We start from the raw sequence: 14,483 nt of genomic DNA, 5'->3' as shown, positions 1-14,483 counted from the left end.
AGATTTACCTGCGCTTACAGGAAGGAATCAGACGGCCTGCTACACTGAGTGATTGATAACACGAGCAAAACAGGAGGGGCTATGGATTTATTACGTATTATTATTGCGATTATATTGCCGCCGCTGGGGGTGTTTTTACAGGTCGGTTTCGGCGGTGCCTTTTGGCTGAATATCCTGCTTACGTTGCTGGGTTATATTCCCGGTATTATTCATGCGGTCTGGGTGATTGCGCGGCGCTAGTTCCGCGTTTATTCTCCGCTGTTAGTACAGGTATTCGAACAGGGGGAGCAGATTAAGATGAAGGTTAATGACCGCGTGACGGTAAGAACCGATGGCGGCCCGCGTCGGCCCGGTAAGATTCTGGCGGTAGAAGGCTTTAACGAAGGCACCATGTATCTGGTGGCGCTGGAAGATTACCCGCTGGGGATCTGGTTCTTTAATGAAACCGGGCATCATGACGGTATTTTTGTTGAGCCCGCAGCAGACAGCGCATAGTAAAAAGCCACCTCTCCGGAGGTGGCTTTTTTAACGCGCGGTGGAATTAAAAGGTCTCCCAGCTCTCTTCTTCAGATGATGGCTGACCTTTCTGCTCCGTTTTCGGCCGTGGGGCTTTCAGCGCTTTCGGGGTGGCAGCGAGGTTAACCGATGCGGTGAGCGGCTGTTCCAGCTGCGTTAGCTGAAAAGCGGCAACCGCCTGTGTCAGGCGAGCCGCCTGTTCCTCAAGTGAGGCGGCGGCGGCGGATGCCTGCTCAACCAGCGAGGCGTTCTGCTGGGTAACATTATCCATCTCGGTGACCGCCTGGCTTACCTGCTGAATGCCGCGGCTCTGCTCGTCGGAGGCGGCGGCAATCTCTGACATAATGTCGGTAACGCGCTGCACCGCCTCAACGATATCGGTCATGGTTGTTCCGGCATGGCTCACCTGTTCTGAACCCTGACGAATTAAATTCACCGATTCGCCAATCAACCCTTCGATCTCTTTTGCCGCCTGGGCACTGCGCTGCGCCAGGCTGCGTACTTCGCTGGCGACAACGGCGAAGCCGCGCCCCTGCTCACCGGCGCGTGCCGCCTCTACCGCTGCGTTCAGTGCCAGAATATTGGTCTGGAAAGCGATACTGTTAATGACGGTGGTAATTTCAGCAATTTTCTTCGAGCTGCCGGAAATATTGTTCATGGTATTAATCACACCGCTAACAATATCACCGCCTTCGCTCGCTTTGCCGGAGGCGTCGGCAGCCAGCTGGCTGGCGTGATGCGCGTTATCCGCGTTCTGTTTTACCGTGGCGGTTAGCTGTTCCATACTGGCGGCGGTCTGCTCCAGCGCGGAAGCCTGCTGCTCGGTACGTGATGAAAGATCGGTGTTGCCTGCGGCTATTTCACCAGAACCCTGATAAATCGCCACGGCACCTTCACGCACCACGCCGACGGTATTCACCAGCGCCTGCTGCATCGCCTGTAAATTAGCGCTCAGCATACCGATTTCGCTGCGTCCCCAGCGGCGGAGCGGGGCGGTTAAATCGCCTGCGGCAATACGCGCGATGCGCTCGCCCGCCTGATGCAGGGGATGAATCACTACCCGACGCAGGAAAACAAAGGTTATTAGCGTCAGCACCAGCGCTACGGCAAATGCGCTGCCCATAATGATAAAGCCTAAATTAGCCTGGTCTGCCGCCTGATGATTGATCGCATCGGCGCGATCGGTACGAATCTTAATCGCCTTCAGTAAAATTTCGTTATAGCTGTCGTCCAGCTTACGCGTAACGTCTGTTTCCTGCGCGATGGCGCTCTCAAAACTGCCCTCTTTCGCGAAACGCACCATGGGCTTCAGCCCCTGGTTAAGGTAGACACTAAAACGCTCTTTTAACGGTTCATCCAGTTCAGCGTCGGCTTCACTTTTGTGTGGTCGTTGAAGATAGATGTCAAAGCTCTGCTGCGCCTGGATCAGACGCTTCTCGGCACTGGCAATCAGCGTACGATACTCATCGATCTCACCAATACGCGCCGCCGCAGCAGCATGGATCGCTACCAGTCTGGCGGTGCGTAAATGATTAGAGCTGTTAGAAATTCCCATACGTATCTGAATTTCATGGGTTGCCTGGTCCAGCGAGCGGTTGCTCTGCAGCAGGAACCAACCGGAAAGTGCAATGCTTAGCGCGAAGAGCACCAGGATACCGCTGAAAATCGTGGTGAACATCGGAACCAGACGCAGGTGCTGCCAAAAACTAACCTGCTCTTGGGTTTCATCGGAGGAGATGGTTTTCATATCCTTTTGCTCTCTGTAAGGTAAGTTAAGCGATGACAGATTCGTAATAAGCATCGGCATTCACAGCAAAAGGATTAATGAATTAAATGAGAAGTGTGTCGCAAATAGCAAAAGGAAAAAAAAGGCCGAAAAAATCGGCCTTTTTTCTTATCTTACATTGACATAGATGCCAGAAGTCACATTATCGGTTAAGCGCACCACATGGTAAATCACCTGTTTGTTATGGGTTTTAATTTTGCGCTTAATATTACCTTTATGTGACGAAACCGTTTTAGCTTTAATCTGCATCTTATCGGAGATCTGAATGGTATCGTGCCCCGACATCCACATCTTAAGCATATTTGATTCGGTCTGGCTGAGCGTCAACGGATTGACGTCGATGCCGGAAACGCTGCGTGTGGTCGTGCTGACCTTCTTCTGTAAATAGCCGCTGAGCAGTTTATCTAACGTAGCGGACTTTATCGATTTTGACGTAATAATCAGGTTCTTGCGAACGTAGAGATATTCCTCAAAATGGATATTGGCAATAGCCATAAAGATAAAAAATATCGTATCAGGATGCTGTAGAATAATATTACGAATACGCTCGCTGGAGTCGGCTTCGTGAATGAAACATTCTTCATTAATAAAAACGACGCCAGGTTTTACCTGCTGGCATTTTATTAGTAGCTGTTCAATGTCATTAACGGATGAGATATTTTTCTTTTTAACTCCCTTTGCTGCCATGTAATCCATTAATCCCAGACGTGTGTAGTTGCATGAATCCATAATAATCGTTGGCATGATAGCGACCCTCACCAATTTGTTATCCGTTTAAATCAACGATGAATACGCGTTACGGTACGGGAAAGATTTCTATTAACAATCTTGTAATTTTACTCAGCTGTGCTGAATTCGAAACGGTGCATGGTTGAGGTCATCTTTCTTCCTTGTATTTACAGCACATTTTGCGTAAGGCAGCATAAATCACTGCCTTAAGCGCAGCAGAACGCGAGCTGCTACTTGTCATAATGACAATTTGCCCCGGTTCAGCGTCAGTTGCAACTTTCAGGACGCTTTCACTATCGCGCACAACTAAGATAATCCTGATGGGACAAATCTTAAAATCATTTGTTTCCCGAATGAATGGCGAACTCAGGAGCGCTGACAATGCCGCAAAAAATCCATTTAGACAAGAAAAAAACGCAAAAAAATTTTTCCTTTCGAAAACATCCGCTTGCGAGTTTATCTTTTGCCGGACCAGACGTTGAGCCCGTTACGAATTCCATATTTAAAATACGCGATGTCCCATTTATTGCGAATATTTTTCACATCTAAAACCCATTTATCAGAATTTCCTTAGTGAAATTCTGATAAAAATGGTTTGAAAATTGCGCAGAAACATTTTTGATGCTTAAGTATTGGTAGGGCGCACATTAAGAAATGTTGTAGTTTAGTTTTTAGGTAACTCAGAAAGTATGTCAGAAAGTAAATCAAAGACTTCGCTGAACAGATGCTCACAGAAAGGGGCCAGAAGCGGCATAAGTATACCGATTGTTAAAATTCCGATCGATAAGGTTACAGGGAAGCCGATGGCAAAAACGGAGAGTTGTGGTGCAACGCGGTTTAACAAACCCAGGGCCAGGTTGATGGTAAGTAATAAAATGATTAGCGGCAGCGCCAGGCGCATCCCGTTCAGGAAAATTAACCCCCCGGCTTTAGCAAGCGCCAGGAATGCATTGGCATTAAGTGGGTCTCCACCAATCGGTAAAGTATGAAAACTGTCTGCCAGCAGTGAAATTAGCCACAGGTGACCATTGAAGGTCAAAAACAGTAGCATTGCCAGCATATCCAAAAAGCGTGCCAGTACCGGCATATTCAATCGGCTACCGGGATCGAAGAAGGTAGCAAAAGAAAGCCCCATTTGTAATCCGATGAGTTCACCCGCCATACGCACCGCAGCAAAAGCAAACTGCATGGTAAAGCCCAGCGCGATGCCAATCAGTAGCTGCTGAAGCAACAGCCCGAAACCGCCAACGGAAAATAATGTGACCTGCGTCGGCGGCAGCGTTGGTGCCAGAATCCAGGTAATCATGACCGCCAGACCAATTTTGACCTTTTTACTGACGGCACGTTCACTGAAAATTGGCGCAGTGCTGAACAGCGCAAGCAGGCGCACCAGCGGCCAGAAGAACTGACTGACCCAGAGCATAAGTTGGCTGCTGTCCAGCGTTAACATAAATTTCTCGCAAAAGCGGCGGAGACGGGCAGTGCCGTTAGCCGATAATATAGGGCAGGTTGCTGAACAGCGTGCGGATATAGTCCAGCAGCAGGTTAAGCATCCAGGGGCCTGCCACCACCACGGTAGCCGCCACCGCCAGAATTTTGGGGATAAAAGAGAGCGTCTGTTCGTTAACCTGGGTTGCCGCCTGCAACAGACTGATCAGCAGGCCGCTGATTAACGCCGCCAGCAACAGGGGGGCGGCGACCATCAGGGCGACTTTCATTGCGTCGTGGCCAAGGACCATTACCGATTCTGGGGTCATGATTGCTCCGGGGATCAGGAATAGAAGCTCTGCGCCAGCGAACCAACCAGCAGCTGCCAGCCATCCACCAACACAAACAGCATCAATTTAAACGGCAGGGCGATGGTTGCCGGTGGCACCATCATCATTCCCAGCGCCATCAGTACGCTGGCGATAACCAGATCGATAATCAAAAACGGAATAAAGACGGTAAAGCCAATCTGAAAAGCGGTTTTCAGCTCGCTGGTAACGTAGGCGGGCAGCAGAATACGCATCGGCACTGCTTCCGGCCCGGCGATAGGCGCAGTATTGGCAAGGCGGGCGAACAGTGCCAAATCTGCTTCACGCGTTTGGCGCAGCATAAATTCACGCAGCGGCTGCGCGCCTTTTTCCAGCGCCACATCCACGGAAATTTTGTCCTGACTGAACGGCAGATAAGCGTCCTGATAAATCTTATCGAACACCGGAGCCATGATAAAAAAGGTCAGGAACAGCGACAGCCCCAGCAGTACCTGATTGGGCGGCGCAGAGGGTGTCCCCAGCGCGTTACGCAGCAGGCCAAATACGATGATGATGCGGGTAAAGCTGGTCATCATCAGCAGAATGGCGGGTAAAAACGTTAGCGAGGTGATAAATACCAGCGTCTGCACGGGCAGCGACCAGCTCTGCCCGCCGCCGGGCAGCGGCTGTGTTACCAAACCGGGCAGCTGAGCATGTACCGCTGGCGTTAACAGCAGCAGAGGCAGCAACGGAAGCAGACGACGAATCATTGCGGTTTTCCGGGACGTTTTACCAACGTCTGTAAAAGCTGACGGAAATCAGGCGTCACCGCAGCGGGCGATGCCTCCTGTTGTGTGGGGTCCTGTGCTGGCAGCGTATGCAGATGCGTGATCTGTTGCGCGGTAACGCCCAGCACCAGTCGGGCGTTGTCCACGTTAACAATGATCACGCGCTCGCGCTGTCCTACCTGCACGCTGGCGCTGATGTTCAACGCCTGCGGGCCGCCGACGTGCTTCGGCGCAAAACCCAGCCGTTTCATCAGCCAGGCGCAGGCGAGGATCAGCAGCACGATAAGCGCCAGCACGCTGCTGACCTGCGTCAGCGCCGAGCCGGTAGAAAACGTGGGCGGGGCGGCGTGCGAAGCAGCGGGCTGCTGACTATAGCTATTCATGGTTAACGGCTCAGACGACGCATACGTTCAGAGGGCGTAATAATGTCGGTGATGCGCACGCCATATTTATCGTTCACCACCACCACTTCGCCCTGAGCGATCAGGTAGCCGTTAATCAGAATATCCAGCGGCTCACCGGCCAGACCTTCCAGCGCCACTACCGAACCCTGCGTCAGGCGCAGCAGCTCTTTAATGGTCATCCTGGTACGGCCCAGTTCCACGGTCAGCTTGACCGGGATATCCATAATCAGATCGATATCCTGCAACGAGCCGCCGAGATCTTTACTCTCCAGCGATTTGAATACGCTGTCGCCGGATGACACGCTATCGGCTGCGGCCTGTTCGCCCATCGCTTCAGCCCACAGATCGTCCGCAGAGATAGCATCATCGGACGGTTTATTACTGTCATTCATCGGGCTGTTCCTCATTCAGCGAATTCAAAATCGGGTTAATTAAATGTTCTACACGCAGCGCGTACTGCCCGTTCAGAGTGCCGTACTGGCTGGTTAATACCGGTACGCCATCGACGTGAGCGATAATGCGATCCGGCTTTTCGATCGGTAACACGTCGCCCGGCTTCAGCTGCAAAATGCGCGACAGGCGCAGAGAAACGTCGGCGAAATTGGCGATCAGCTCCAGCTCGGAGTGCTGCACCTGTTTCACCAGCGTTTCGCGCCAGTGGCGATCTTCCTGGCGCGAGTTCTCCAGCGGCGGATTGACCAGCAGCTCGCGCAGCGGTTCAATCATGCTGAAGGGAATACAGATGTTGAATTCCCCCACCAGGTTGCCGATCTCGACATGAAACGGCGTCGTTACCACGATGTCGTTCGGCGAGGTGGTGATGTTGGTAAACTTCACCTGCATTTCCGAACGCACATACTCCACATCCAGCGGATAGATCGCTTTCCAGGCGTCGCTGTAGCCTTCCAGCGCCAGCTTAAGCATGCGGCGGATCACGCGCTGTTCGGTATGGGTAAATTCGCGTCCCTCTACCTTGGTAGGGAAACGTCCATCGCCGCCGAACAGGTTATCCACCGCGATAAAAACCAGGCTGGGCGAGAACACAAACAGGGCGGTTCCGCGCAGCGGCTTCAGGTGGATCAGGTTCAGGTTAGTTGGCACCGGCAAATTGCGGGCGAACTCATGGTACGGCTGAATCTTGATCGCGCCGACGCTGATATCCGGGCTGCGACGCAGCAGGTTAAACAGCCCCATACGGAACTGGCGCGCAAAACGTTCGTTGATAATTTCCAGCGCCTGCAGACGTTCGCGCACCACGCGACGCTGGGTATTGGGATCGTAGGGGCGAATATTGTCATCGCCCGTACTCTTATTTTTTTCATCTTCCGCGCTTTCACTGTCGCCGTTGAGAAGCGCGTCAATCTCAGCCTGGGAAAGAATGCTATCGCCCATTAACTCACCTCAAAATGAAGGCGGTAAACAGCACGTCGCTGACTACCTGCGCAGGTTGGCCCTTAACCAGCGGCGGTGCCAGCACCTGCTTAATCTGTTCTACCAGCGCCTGCTTGCCCGGCTCCGTTGCCAGCTTTAATGCATCCTGGCGTGACAGCAGCAGCAGCAGGCGGCTGCGCACTTCGGGCAGATAGTCATTCATCCGCAGACGCGTCGCCTCATCCGGCAGACGCAGGGTAAAGCCCACGTACAGCACGCGATCGGGATCGTTATCCGCATTGACCAGGTTAACCGTAAACGTATCAAGAGCAAAAAAGACCGGTGCGGCAGGCGGTTCCACTTTTACGGACTCCGCGTGTCCGCCGGTTTTATTCATCATTCGCCAGACTGCATAGCCTGCCACGCTGCAAGCGGCCAGCGTTACAACCAGTAACACCGGAATCAGGATGGAACGTTTGCGGCCTTTGGCTTTCGCGTTATCAGACATTTTGCAGAAATACCCTGTGAATTATCTGGGGCAGGCCATCGTGGCGAGCCGAGAGTGATTATCCCGCGTCTCTCGCCGGTCAATGGGGGGAAAAGACGCGCCTTTTGCTTTTACCTTTGGCGTTTGTTGCCGTCAGGCGAATGTATCTACAGCGCTGCTACCCGCCGCACGCGCCTGCAGGGAGGCGGGAACCGCCAGCGGCGTTAACTCTTCGTCAGCCTCTGGCGTCAGGGAGAATGCGCCCGACGAACGCTCCTGACGCGGTTCCTGCTGCCCGCTGAAGCTCTGGCTCTGCGGGAAGGCGTCGCTGCTGACGTTGCTCTGGCTCAGGTTGATGCCGTTCTCCGCCAGCGCGTTGCGCAGATGGGGCAGGGCCGCCTCCAGCGCGGCGCGCACCTGGCTGTGACCGGAAACCATGCTCAACTGCGCCTGATCGTTATCCAGCCTCAGGCTGATCTGAATCACGCCTAAATCTTCCGGGTGCAGCCGCAGCTCGGCTTTCTGCTCGCCGTTACGGTTGAACATCAGAACCTGCTGGCTGACCGCCTGCTGCCACTCCGGGCTGCCCAGCTGCGCGTTAATCTGCGGTGTGCCTGGCGTCATGGCGGTGGCTGAGGGCATCGGCGCTGTGGTGACGGCGCTGGCGCTGTTCATCACCGCCGACAGCGTATTCAACGCATGCATCGGCACACTCTCTTTATTCTCTTTTTTCTCATCCGGCGATACGCCGTTCAGCGCTGTCTGGAAAACAGGCTGGCTGTCGCCATCAGCGTTACTGGCCGAAGCGGGCGTGGTACTGTTACCCGGTAGCGCGGCGCTTAACGTGGTTTTTTCACCGTCAGCCTGCGCTGAAGCGATCGGCGCGTTAGCTGGCGTCAATGCTTTTTGCAGGTTGCCAATCTGCGCTCCCGGCAGGCCGACAGCGCCAGCTTCAGCCTCCAACGTCAGCTCGCTGCTTTGTACTCTCTGCGGCTGTTGCTGCGGCGCAGGCAGCATGGCAAACAGCGCCTGTAACGCCTGCTGATCGGCCGTGCTGAGCGTCTCCGGTTTTAGCCGCTGCTTATCATCGGCGTCCTTGTCGCTCTCTTTAGTTTTTTCCGGCATCAGCAGCGCATTCAGCGCATCCGGCTTCTCCAGCGCCGCCAGCAGCGAACTGAGTTCGGTTGGCGGTACTTTCTCCGTCGGCGTTTTTTTTGTCCCGACGGTCGGTGTCGCGTCGTTTCCGGCCTGCGGCGCTAATGTCAGCAGACGATTGCCGAGCAGCGTTAAAAACGCTTCCGGCAGCGTGGAGGCCGTCTTGCCGTCGCCGCCGAAGGTGGCAGAAGGGACAGCACCGCTATCGACGCTGAGGGGATTAACCGATGTTGGCAGCTTAATCATTCGCCTTTCCTCAATGATGCCCGTTGGGCATACTCATCCATCCGTTTCTGATCGAGACGGTTTTCCTGTAGTAGTTCGTTGGCCTGCGAACGTGCCTGTAGCGTCTCCCAGGCGTGCAGCCGCTGTTGCTTATTGCGCCAGGCGTTCAGCGCCTGCTCGACCTTTTGCGTACACTGCGCCAGCTGGTGTCGATGCTGTTCAATCGCCTTTTCCAGCGTCTGAATAAACTGGTGGTAGTTGCTCCAGCGCGAGCTGGCAATGCCGGAAGAGAGGTTATCGTTCAGGCGGTGGCGATATTCATCCTGATAGTTCAGCAGCATGGTGAGCTGCTCGTCAGCCTGCTGCTGGGCGCGACGCATCGTACCCAGCCGGATGGCCGCTTCCTCCACCTCTTTTTGCGCCAGATCGCGCAGGGTTTCCATTGCACTGTTTGCTTTTGCCATGCTGAGTTGACCTCACTTCACGCGTCGGGCGTTGGCCCGGCGACATCAACCAAAAATCGCCTGCAAATGCAGGCAGGCGTCGTCATAGCGGCTCTGCTCGAAGATGCCCTGTTGCAGAAAAGATTCCAGCATCGGCCAAAGCTTGATGGCTTTATCCAGCTGCGGATCGCTACCGGCGGCGTAAGCACCGACGCTGATCAGATCGCGGTTGCGCTGATAGCTGGAGAGCAGCTGCTTAAACTGGCGTACGCGGGCGTAGTGCGCCTCATCGATCAGCGCGGTCATTGCCCGGCTGATTGAGGCTTCTATATCGATGGCCGGATAATGTCCCGCTTCTGCCAGACGACGTGACAGCACGACGTGGCCGTCGAGAATGGCGCGCGCCGAGTCGGCAATTGGATCCTGCTGATCGTCGCCTTCGGTCAGAACGGTATAAAAAGCGGTGATTGAACCGCCGCCGTCGATGCCGTTACCGGCGCGCTCGACCAGCGCGGGCAGTTTGGCGAAGACCGAAGGGGGATAGCCTTTGGTCGCCGGTGGTTCGCCTATCGCCAGCGCAATCTCGCGCTGCGCCATGGCGTAGCGGGTCAGGGAATCCATAATCAGCAATACATGCTGACCGCGATCGCGGAAATCTTCGGCGATGCGCGTGGCGTAAGCGGCACCCTGCATACGCAGCAGCGGCGACACGTCCGCCGGGGCGGCAATCACCACCGAACGCGCCCGGCCTTCGCTGCCGAGGATATTCTCAATAAAATCCTTTACTTCGCGTCCGCGCTCGCCGATCAGCCCTACCACGATCACGTCCGCTTTGGTGTAACGTGCCATCATGCCGAGCAGCACCGATTTACCTACGCCAGAACCGGCGAACAACCCCATGCGCTGCCCGCGTCCTACGGTTAACAGCGCATTAATCGCCCGCACGCCGGTATCCAGCACGTCGGTAATCGGCGTGCGTTGTAGCGGGTTAAACGGTGGCGTAATCAACGGTGCACGGTAGCCGGTTTCCGGCGCGGGCAGGCCATCAAGCGGACGTCCGCTGCCGTCCAGCACGCGGCCCAGCAGCTGCGGCCCTAGCATCAGTTGTTTGCCGATCTGGGCACCGTCGCCGCGTGCAAAAACGCGTGCGCCGGGCAAAATGCCTTCGACTTCTTCCAGCGGCATTAAGAACAGCTTCTGACCGTTAAAGCCAACCACTTCGCTTTCCACTTCGGTAATCTGCTTGCCGTCGTGACGTTCAATGACGCAGGTAGCGCCGAGCGGTAGCTGCAAGCCGGTCGCCTCCAGCACCAGGCCAGTGGCACGCGTCAGGCGTCCGTAGCGGCGCACGTTGGGCACCTCCGCGATACGCTGCTCAAAGGCGTCCAGCGAACCGAGCCAGCGGGAAAGACGGGTTGTCATCAGAGTTCTCCCGGTGCCGCCAGGCGGCACAGCTCATGCCAGCGTGTCGCCACGCTGGCATCGAGATCGCCATCTTCCGCACTCAGTTTGCAGCCGCCGGGATGCAGGGAATTATCTGCCAGCAGACGCCAGCCGTGCAGATCGAGCGTCGGGCCGAGCGTCTGCTCAATGCGTTGTAAATCATCAGGATGCACCCGCAGCTGTGGTTTGCCGTTAAACATCGGTTCCTGCTGAATCATCTGCTGGATCTGGCGCAGCAGAGCAGAGCCATCAACCGCAGTGGCCTGGCCAATCACCTGACGCGCCGCCTCCAGCGCCAGCTGCAACAGGCGCGAAGCGATGACACTGTCGAGCGCTTCCAGCGTGTGCTGAAACTCGGTGACCAGCTGCTGCATACGCGCCTGGATCGGTGCCTGCTGCTGCTGCGCCTCCGCAAGCCCCTGCTGGAAACCAGCGTCGTAACCCGACTGCTTGCCGTCCTGAAAGCCCTTATGCTGCCCTTCGGCGTAGCCCTGGGCGTGCGCATCCAGCCGCGCCTGTAGCTGGATCTGCTCCAGCTGCGAGGCCGGGGAGGGCAGCTCTGTTTCTTCGTCGCCGCTGTCGGCAATATCCAGCTCCGGCAGCGGTTCGCTGACCGACTGTTCGAAACGCATCAGATCGTCAGGCTGCCAGCGCTGCCACGGACGGGAAGAGAACGCATCAGACATAGGTTTCCTCGGCACCGCCAATCACCATTTCGCCGCTTTCCGCCAGACGACGGACAATCAGCAGGATCGCTTTCTGTTCGTTCTCTACCATCGACATGCGTACCGGGCCGCGGTTGGCCAGATCGTCGCGCAGAATATCGGCGGCGCGCTGCGACATGTTTTTGAGGAACTTCTCGCGCAGCGGCTGTTCGGCACCCTTCAGCGCCACCAGCAGCGACTCCGATTCCACCTCCTGCAACAGGCGCTGGATGCTGCGATCGTCCACGTCCACCAGGTTTTCGAACAGGAACATCTCGTCGATAATTTTCTGCGCCAGCTCGCCGTCGAACTCGCGTACCGCCTCCATTACCGCCTCTTCCTGATGCGTTTTCATCAGGTTGATAATTTCCGCTGCGGTTCTCACGCCACCCATCTTGGCGCGTTTGAGGTTCTGACCATCAAGCAGCGAGTTGAGCACTTCGGTCAGCTCCGCCAGCGCCGCAGGCTGTACGCCGCCGAAGGTAGCGATACGCAGCATCACATCGTGACGCAGACGATCGTCGAACAGGGCGAGGATATCCGCCGCCTGCGAACGTTTCAGATGCACCAGGATGGTGGCGATAATCTGCGGATGTTCGTCGCGGATCAGATCGGCCGCCGCCGGTGGTTCCATAAAGTTGAGCGTTTCCATGCCGCTGGTGGTTTCGCGCGTTTCCAGAATATCTTCCAACAGCGTGGCGGCGCGCTCTTCGCCCAGTGCCTTGACCAGCACCGAACGCAGGTAGTCGTTGGAGTTAAGGCTCAGTGCGGCAAACTGCTCGGCATCCGCCTCAAACTCGCGCAGCACTTCCGCCAGCTGCTGATGCGAGACCTGGCGCATATTGGCCATCGCCGCGCTAAGGTGTTGCACTTCGCGGGTGCTGAGATGTTTGAACACCTCAGCTGCGCGATCTTCGCCAATTGTCATCAGCAGGACGGCGCTTTTTTCAGTACCGGTCAGACTCATAGTTCGTTACTCATCCATTGGCGGATAACCAGCGCCACAACGCGCGGATCGTTTTCAGACATATCGCGGATGCGCTGGCTCATGACTTCGGCGCTCATGCGATGTTTCGATTTACGCTCCTGCTCCTGCTCATCTTTGCTGAGCGAGACGGAGTAGGCTTCTTCCTGCTGGCGCTGCTGTGTCTGGGCCGCGGCCTGCTCTGCTGCCTGCTTGATCATCTCCTGCCTGCGCTGAAGCTGCGGGCGTACCATTTTGCGGTAGAGTACAAAGGCAACCAGCGCTACCAGCAACCAGCGTCCGGCGTTCATCAGCTGCTCAAAGAACGACTGCTGTTGCCAGAACGGCAGATCGCCGCCGGTGACATCGCTCTGGGTAAACGGCGAGTTCACTACGTTGATGCTGTCGCCGCGATCGACGGAGTAGCCCATCGCCTCACGCGTCAAATCTTCGATCTGTTTCAGCTGCTTCTCGTTCAGTGCGACCGCCTTGCCCTTATCATCGGCGCGATAGTTGACTACCACGGCAACCGACAGGCGTTTCACGCTGCCCACGTTCAGTTTGGTATGACGAATAGTGCGATCCAGCTCGTAGTTGGTGGTGTCGTCATGATGCGTATTTGACGGCATCGCACGGGCAGTACTGGTGCTGGTCGCAGTGCCGCTGTTGGCGGCGGCATTATTATTGGTGCCGCTGGTATTGGTTTTCGGCGTCTCAATTGGCGCGCTATTGGCTGGTGCGGGCTGGTTCGAGAGCGCGCCCGGTACGCCACCGGGATACTGGCCGCCAAGCTGTTCGCTGCTGCTGCTCTGACGCGAACGAATCGCGGCGTTAGCCGGATCGCTGTTCGGCTTGTACTGTTCTTCAGTCTGCTCACGCGCATCAAAATCGAGCTGGGCAGTCACCTGCGCATGCACGTTGCCGCTGCCGACAAGCGGTGCCAGGATCGCTTCAATACGCTGCTGATAGCGGCTTTCCACTTCGGTGGTGTATTTCAGCTGGGCATCATTCAGATCGCGTCCGGCGGCATCGGAATGGGTCAGCAGGCGACCGCTCTGATCGACTACCGTCACGTTACCCGGTGGTAAACCGGCAACGCTGCTGGAAACCATATGGACGATGGCGCTGATCTGGCCTTCATCGAGCGCGCGCCCCGGTTGCAGATTCAGCGTGACCGAGGCGGAAGGGGATTTCTGCTCGCGTACGAATAGCGTCGGTTTGGGCATCGCCAGATGGACACGAGCACTTTTTACCGGGCCGAGAGTTTCCATGGTGCGCGCCAGCTCGCCTTCCAGTGCGCGCTGGTAGTTCACCTGCTCGCTGAACTGGCTGATACCGAATTTTTCTTTATCCAGCAGTTCAAAGCCAACGGCACCGCCTTTCGGCAGCCCCTGCTGCGCCAGACGCAGACGTGGCTCGTGCACTTTTTCCGCCGGCACCGTCAGCGCGCCGCCGTTCTCTTCAAAGCGATAGGGGATATTCATCTGAGTCAGCTGCGTGACGATCGCGCCGCCATCCTCATCAGAGAGGTTGTTATAAAGGACGCGGTAATCGGGCGCTTTCGCCCACAGTACCAGTGCGACAACGATAGCGGCAGCGGCGGCCGCCGCAATAATCAGCGGGATTCGCGGATTCGCGCGCAGGCGAGCAAGAAGGTCATTAAAGCCTTTCTTATCTGCTGTATCCTGGGTTGCGGTAGCATTCATGACCATTTCCTGCCTGACTGTTGTCC

Annotated in this window: 17 protein-coding genes; 2 read left to right on the top strand and 15 right to left on the bottom strand. The window is 55.9% G+C overall.

Going from position 1 to position 14,483, the window contains the following annotated elements; all coding sequences use genetic code 11:
• The first annotated feature begins 81 nt into the window (after nucleotides 1–81).
• Both C7M51_RS08900 and dsrB read left to right on the top strand, forming a co-directional pair.
• Nucleotides 82–240: a YqaE/Pmp3 family membrane protein gene (locus C7M51_RS08900; protein ID WP_141177948.1), complete on the top strand. Its 159-nt coding sequence runs from the start codon at nucleotides 82–84 to the stop codon at nucleotides 238–240.
• Nucleotides 241–297: 57 nt separating this feature from the next.
• Nucleotides 298–495, top strand: a complete 198-nt coding sequence (gene dsrB, locus C7M51_RS08895) for a protein DsrB (protein WP_160621465.1) — start codon at nucleotides 298–300, stop codon at nucleotides 493–495.
• A gap of 46 nt (nucleotides 496–541) precedes the next feature.
• Here the strand turns inward: dsrB and C7M51_RS08890 are convergent, their stop codons facing one another.
• The 15 genes from C7M51_RS08890 to fliF form a co-directional block, all read right to left on the bottom strand.
• Nucleotides 542–2,263, bottom strand: coding sequence for a methyl-accepting chemotaxis protein (locus tag C7M51_RS08890; RefSeq protein ID WP_160621464.1), 1,722 nt, complete (start codon nucleotides 2,261–2,263; stop codon nucleotides 542–544).
• Between the two features lie 147 nt (nucleotides 2,264–2,410).
• Nucleotides 2,411–3,046 (bottom strand): transcriptional regulator RcsA, encoded by a 636-nt coding sequence (gene rcsA / locus C7M51_RS08885; protein ID WP_160621463.1) that lies wholly within the window; start codon nucleotides 3,044–3,046, stop codon nucleotides 2,411–2,413.
• A 649-nt stretch (nucleotides 3,047–3,695) separates the two neighbouring features.
• Nucleotides 3,696–4,481 carry a flagellar biosynthetic protein FliR gene (gene fliR, locus C7M51_RS08880; protein WP_160621462.1) on the bottom strand — a complete coding sequence of 262 codons (786 nt, stop codon included), beginning with the start codon at nucleotides 4,479–4,481 and terminating at the stop codon, nucleotides 3,696–3,698.
• Between the two features lie 37 nt (nucleotides 4,482–4,518).
• Entirely contained in the window at nucleotides 4,519–4,788 is a 270-nt protein-coding gene (fliQ, locus tag C7M51_RS08875; protein WP_160621461.1) for a flagellar biosynthesis protein FliQ, read from the bottom strand.
• Nucleotides 4,789–4,802: 14 nt separating this feature from the next.
• On the bottom strand, nucleotides 4,803–5,534 hold the full coding sequence (gene fliP / locus C7M51_RS08870; RefSeq protein WP_160623607.1) for a flagellar type III secretion system pore protein FliP: 732 nt from the start codon (nucleotides 5,532–5,534) through the stop codon (nucleotides 4,803–4,805).
• Complete coding sequence (gene fliO, locus C7M51_RS08865; protein ID WP_160621460.1) at nucleotides 5,534–5,938, bottom strand: flagellar biosynthetic protein FliO; 405 nt, start codon at nucleotides 5,936–5,938, stop codon at nucleotides 5,534–5,536. Before fliO ends, fliP begins: the two co-directional genes overlap by 1 nt.
• 2 nt (nucleotides 5,939–5,940) lie before the next feature.
• Nucleotides 5,941–6,351 (bottom strand): flagellar motor switch protein FliN, encoded by a 411-nt coding sequence (fliN, locus tag C7M51_RS08860; RefSeq protein WP_160621459.1) that lies wholly within the window; start codon nucleotides 6,349–6,351, stop codon nucleotides 5,941–5,943.
• Nucleotides 6,344–7,351, bottom strand: a complete 1,008-nt coding sequence (gene fliM, locus C7M51_RS08855; protein ID WP_141177940.1) for a flagellar motor switch protein FliM — start codon at nucleotides 7,349–7,351, stop codon at nucleotides 6,344–6,346. Before fliM ends, fliN begins: the two co-directional genes overlap by 8 nt.
• Nucleotides 7,352–7,355: 4 nt before the next feature.
• Nucleotides 7,356–7,838 carry a flagellar basal body-associated protein FliL gene (fliL, locus tag C7M51_RS08850; protein ID WP_160621458.1) on the bottom strand — a complete coding sequence of 161 codons (483 nt, stop codon included), beginning with the start codon at nucleotides 7,836–7,838 and terminating at the stop codon, nucleotides 7,356–7,358.
• 132 nt (nucleotides 7,839–7,970) lie between these two features.
• Nucleotides 7,971–9,218 (bottom strand): flagellar hook-length control protein FliK, encoded by a 1,248-nt coding sequence (locus C7M51_RS08845; RefSeq protein WP_160621457.1) that lies wholly within the window; start codon nucleotides 9,216–9,218, stop codon nucleotides 7,971–7,973.
• Nucleotides 9,215–9,661 carry a flagellar export protein FliJ gene (gene fliJ / locus C7M51_RS08840; RefSeq protein ID WP_160621456.1) on the bottom strand — a complete coding sequence of 149 codons (447 nt, stop codon included), beginning with the start codon at nucleotides 9,659–9,661 and terminating at the stop codon, nucleotides 9,215–9,217. The genes C7M51_RS08845 and fliJ overlap by 4 nt, the downstream gene beginning before the upstream one ends.
• Before the next feature lie 45 nt (nucleotides 9,662–9,706).
• On the bottom strand, nucleotides 9,707–11,062 hold the full coding sequence (gene fliI, locus C7M51_RS08835) for a flagellar protein export ATPase FliI (RefSeq protein ID WP_160621455.1): 1,356 nt from the start codon (nucleotides 11,060–11,062) through the stop codon (nucleotides 9,707–9,709).
• A complete protein-coding gene (fliH, locus tag C7M51_RS08830) occupies nucleotides 11,062–11,769 on the bottom strand; it encodes a flagellar assembly protein FliH (RefSeq protein ID WP_160621454.1) in 708 nt (235 codons plus the stop codon). The genes fliI and fliH overlap by 1 nt, the downstream gene beginning before the upstream one ends.
• Nucleotides 11,762–12,754, bottom strand: a complete 993-nt coding sequence (gene fliG / locus C7M51_RS08825) for a flagellar motor switch protein FliG (RefSeq protein WP_160621453.1) — start codon at nucleotides 12,752–12,754, stop codon at nucleotides 11,762–11,764. The genes fliH and fliG overlap by 8 nt, the downstream gene beginning before the upstream one ends.
• Complete coding sequence (fliF, locus tag C7M51_RS08820; RefSeq protein ID WP_425280997.1) at nucleotides 12,751–14,457, bottom strand: flagellar basal-body MS-ring/collar protein FliF; 1,707 nt, start codon at nucleotides 14,455–14,457, stop codon at nucleotides 12,751–12,753. Before fliF ends, fliG begins: the two co-directional genes overlap by 4 nt.
• Nucleotides 14,458–14,483 lie beyond the last annotated feature (26 nt).

Source organism: Mixta intestinalis (assembly GCF_009914055.1).
Taxonomy (GTDB): Bacteria; Pseudomonadota; Gammaproteobacteria; order Enterobacterales; family Enterobacteriaceae; genus Mixta; species Mixta intestinalis.
Note: the sequence above shows the minus strand (reverse complement) of the source record. Positions and strands in the feature narration are given on the sequence as shown.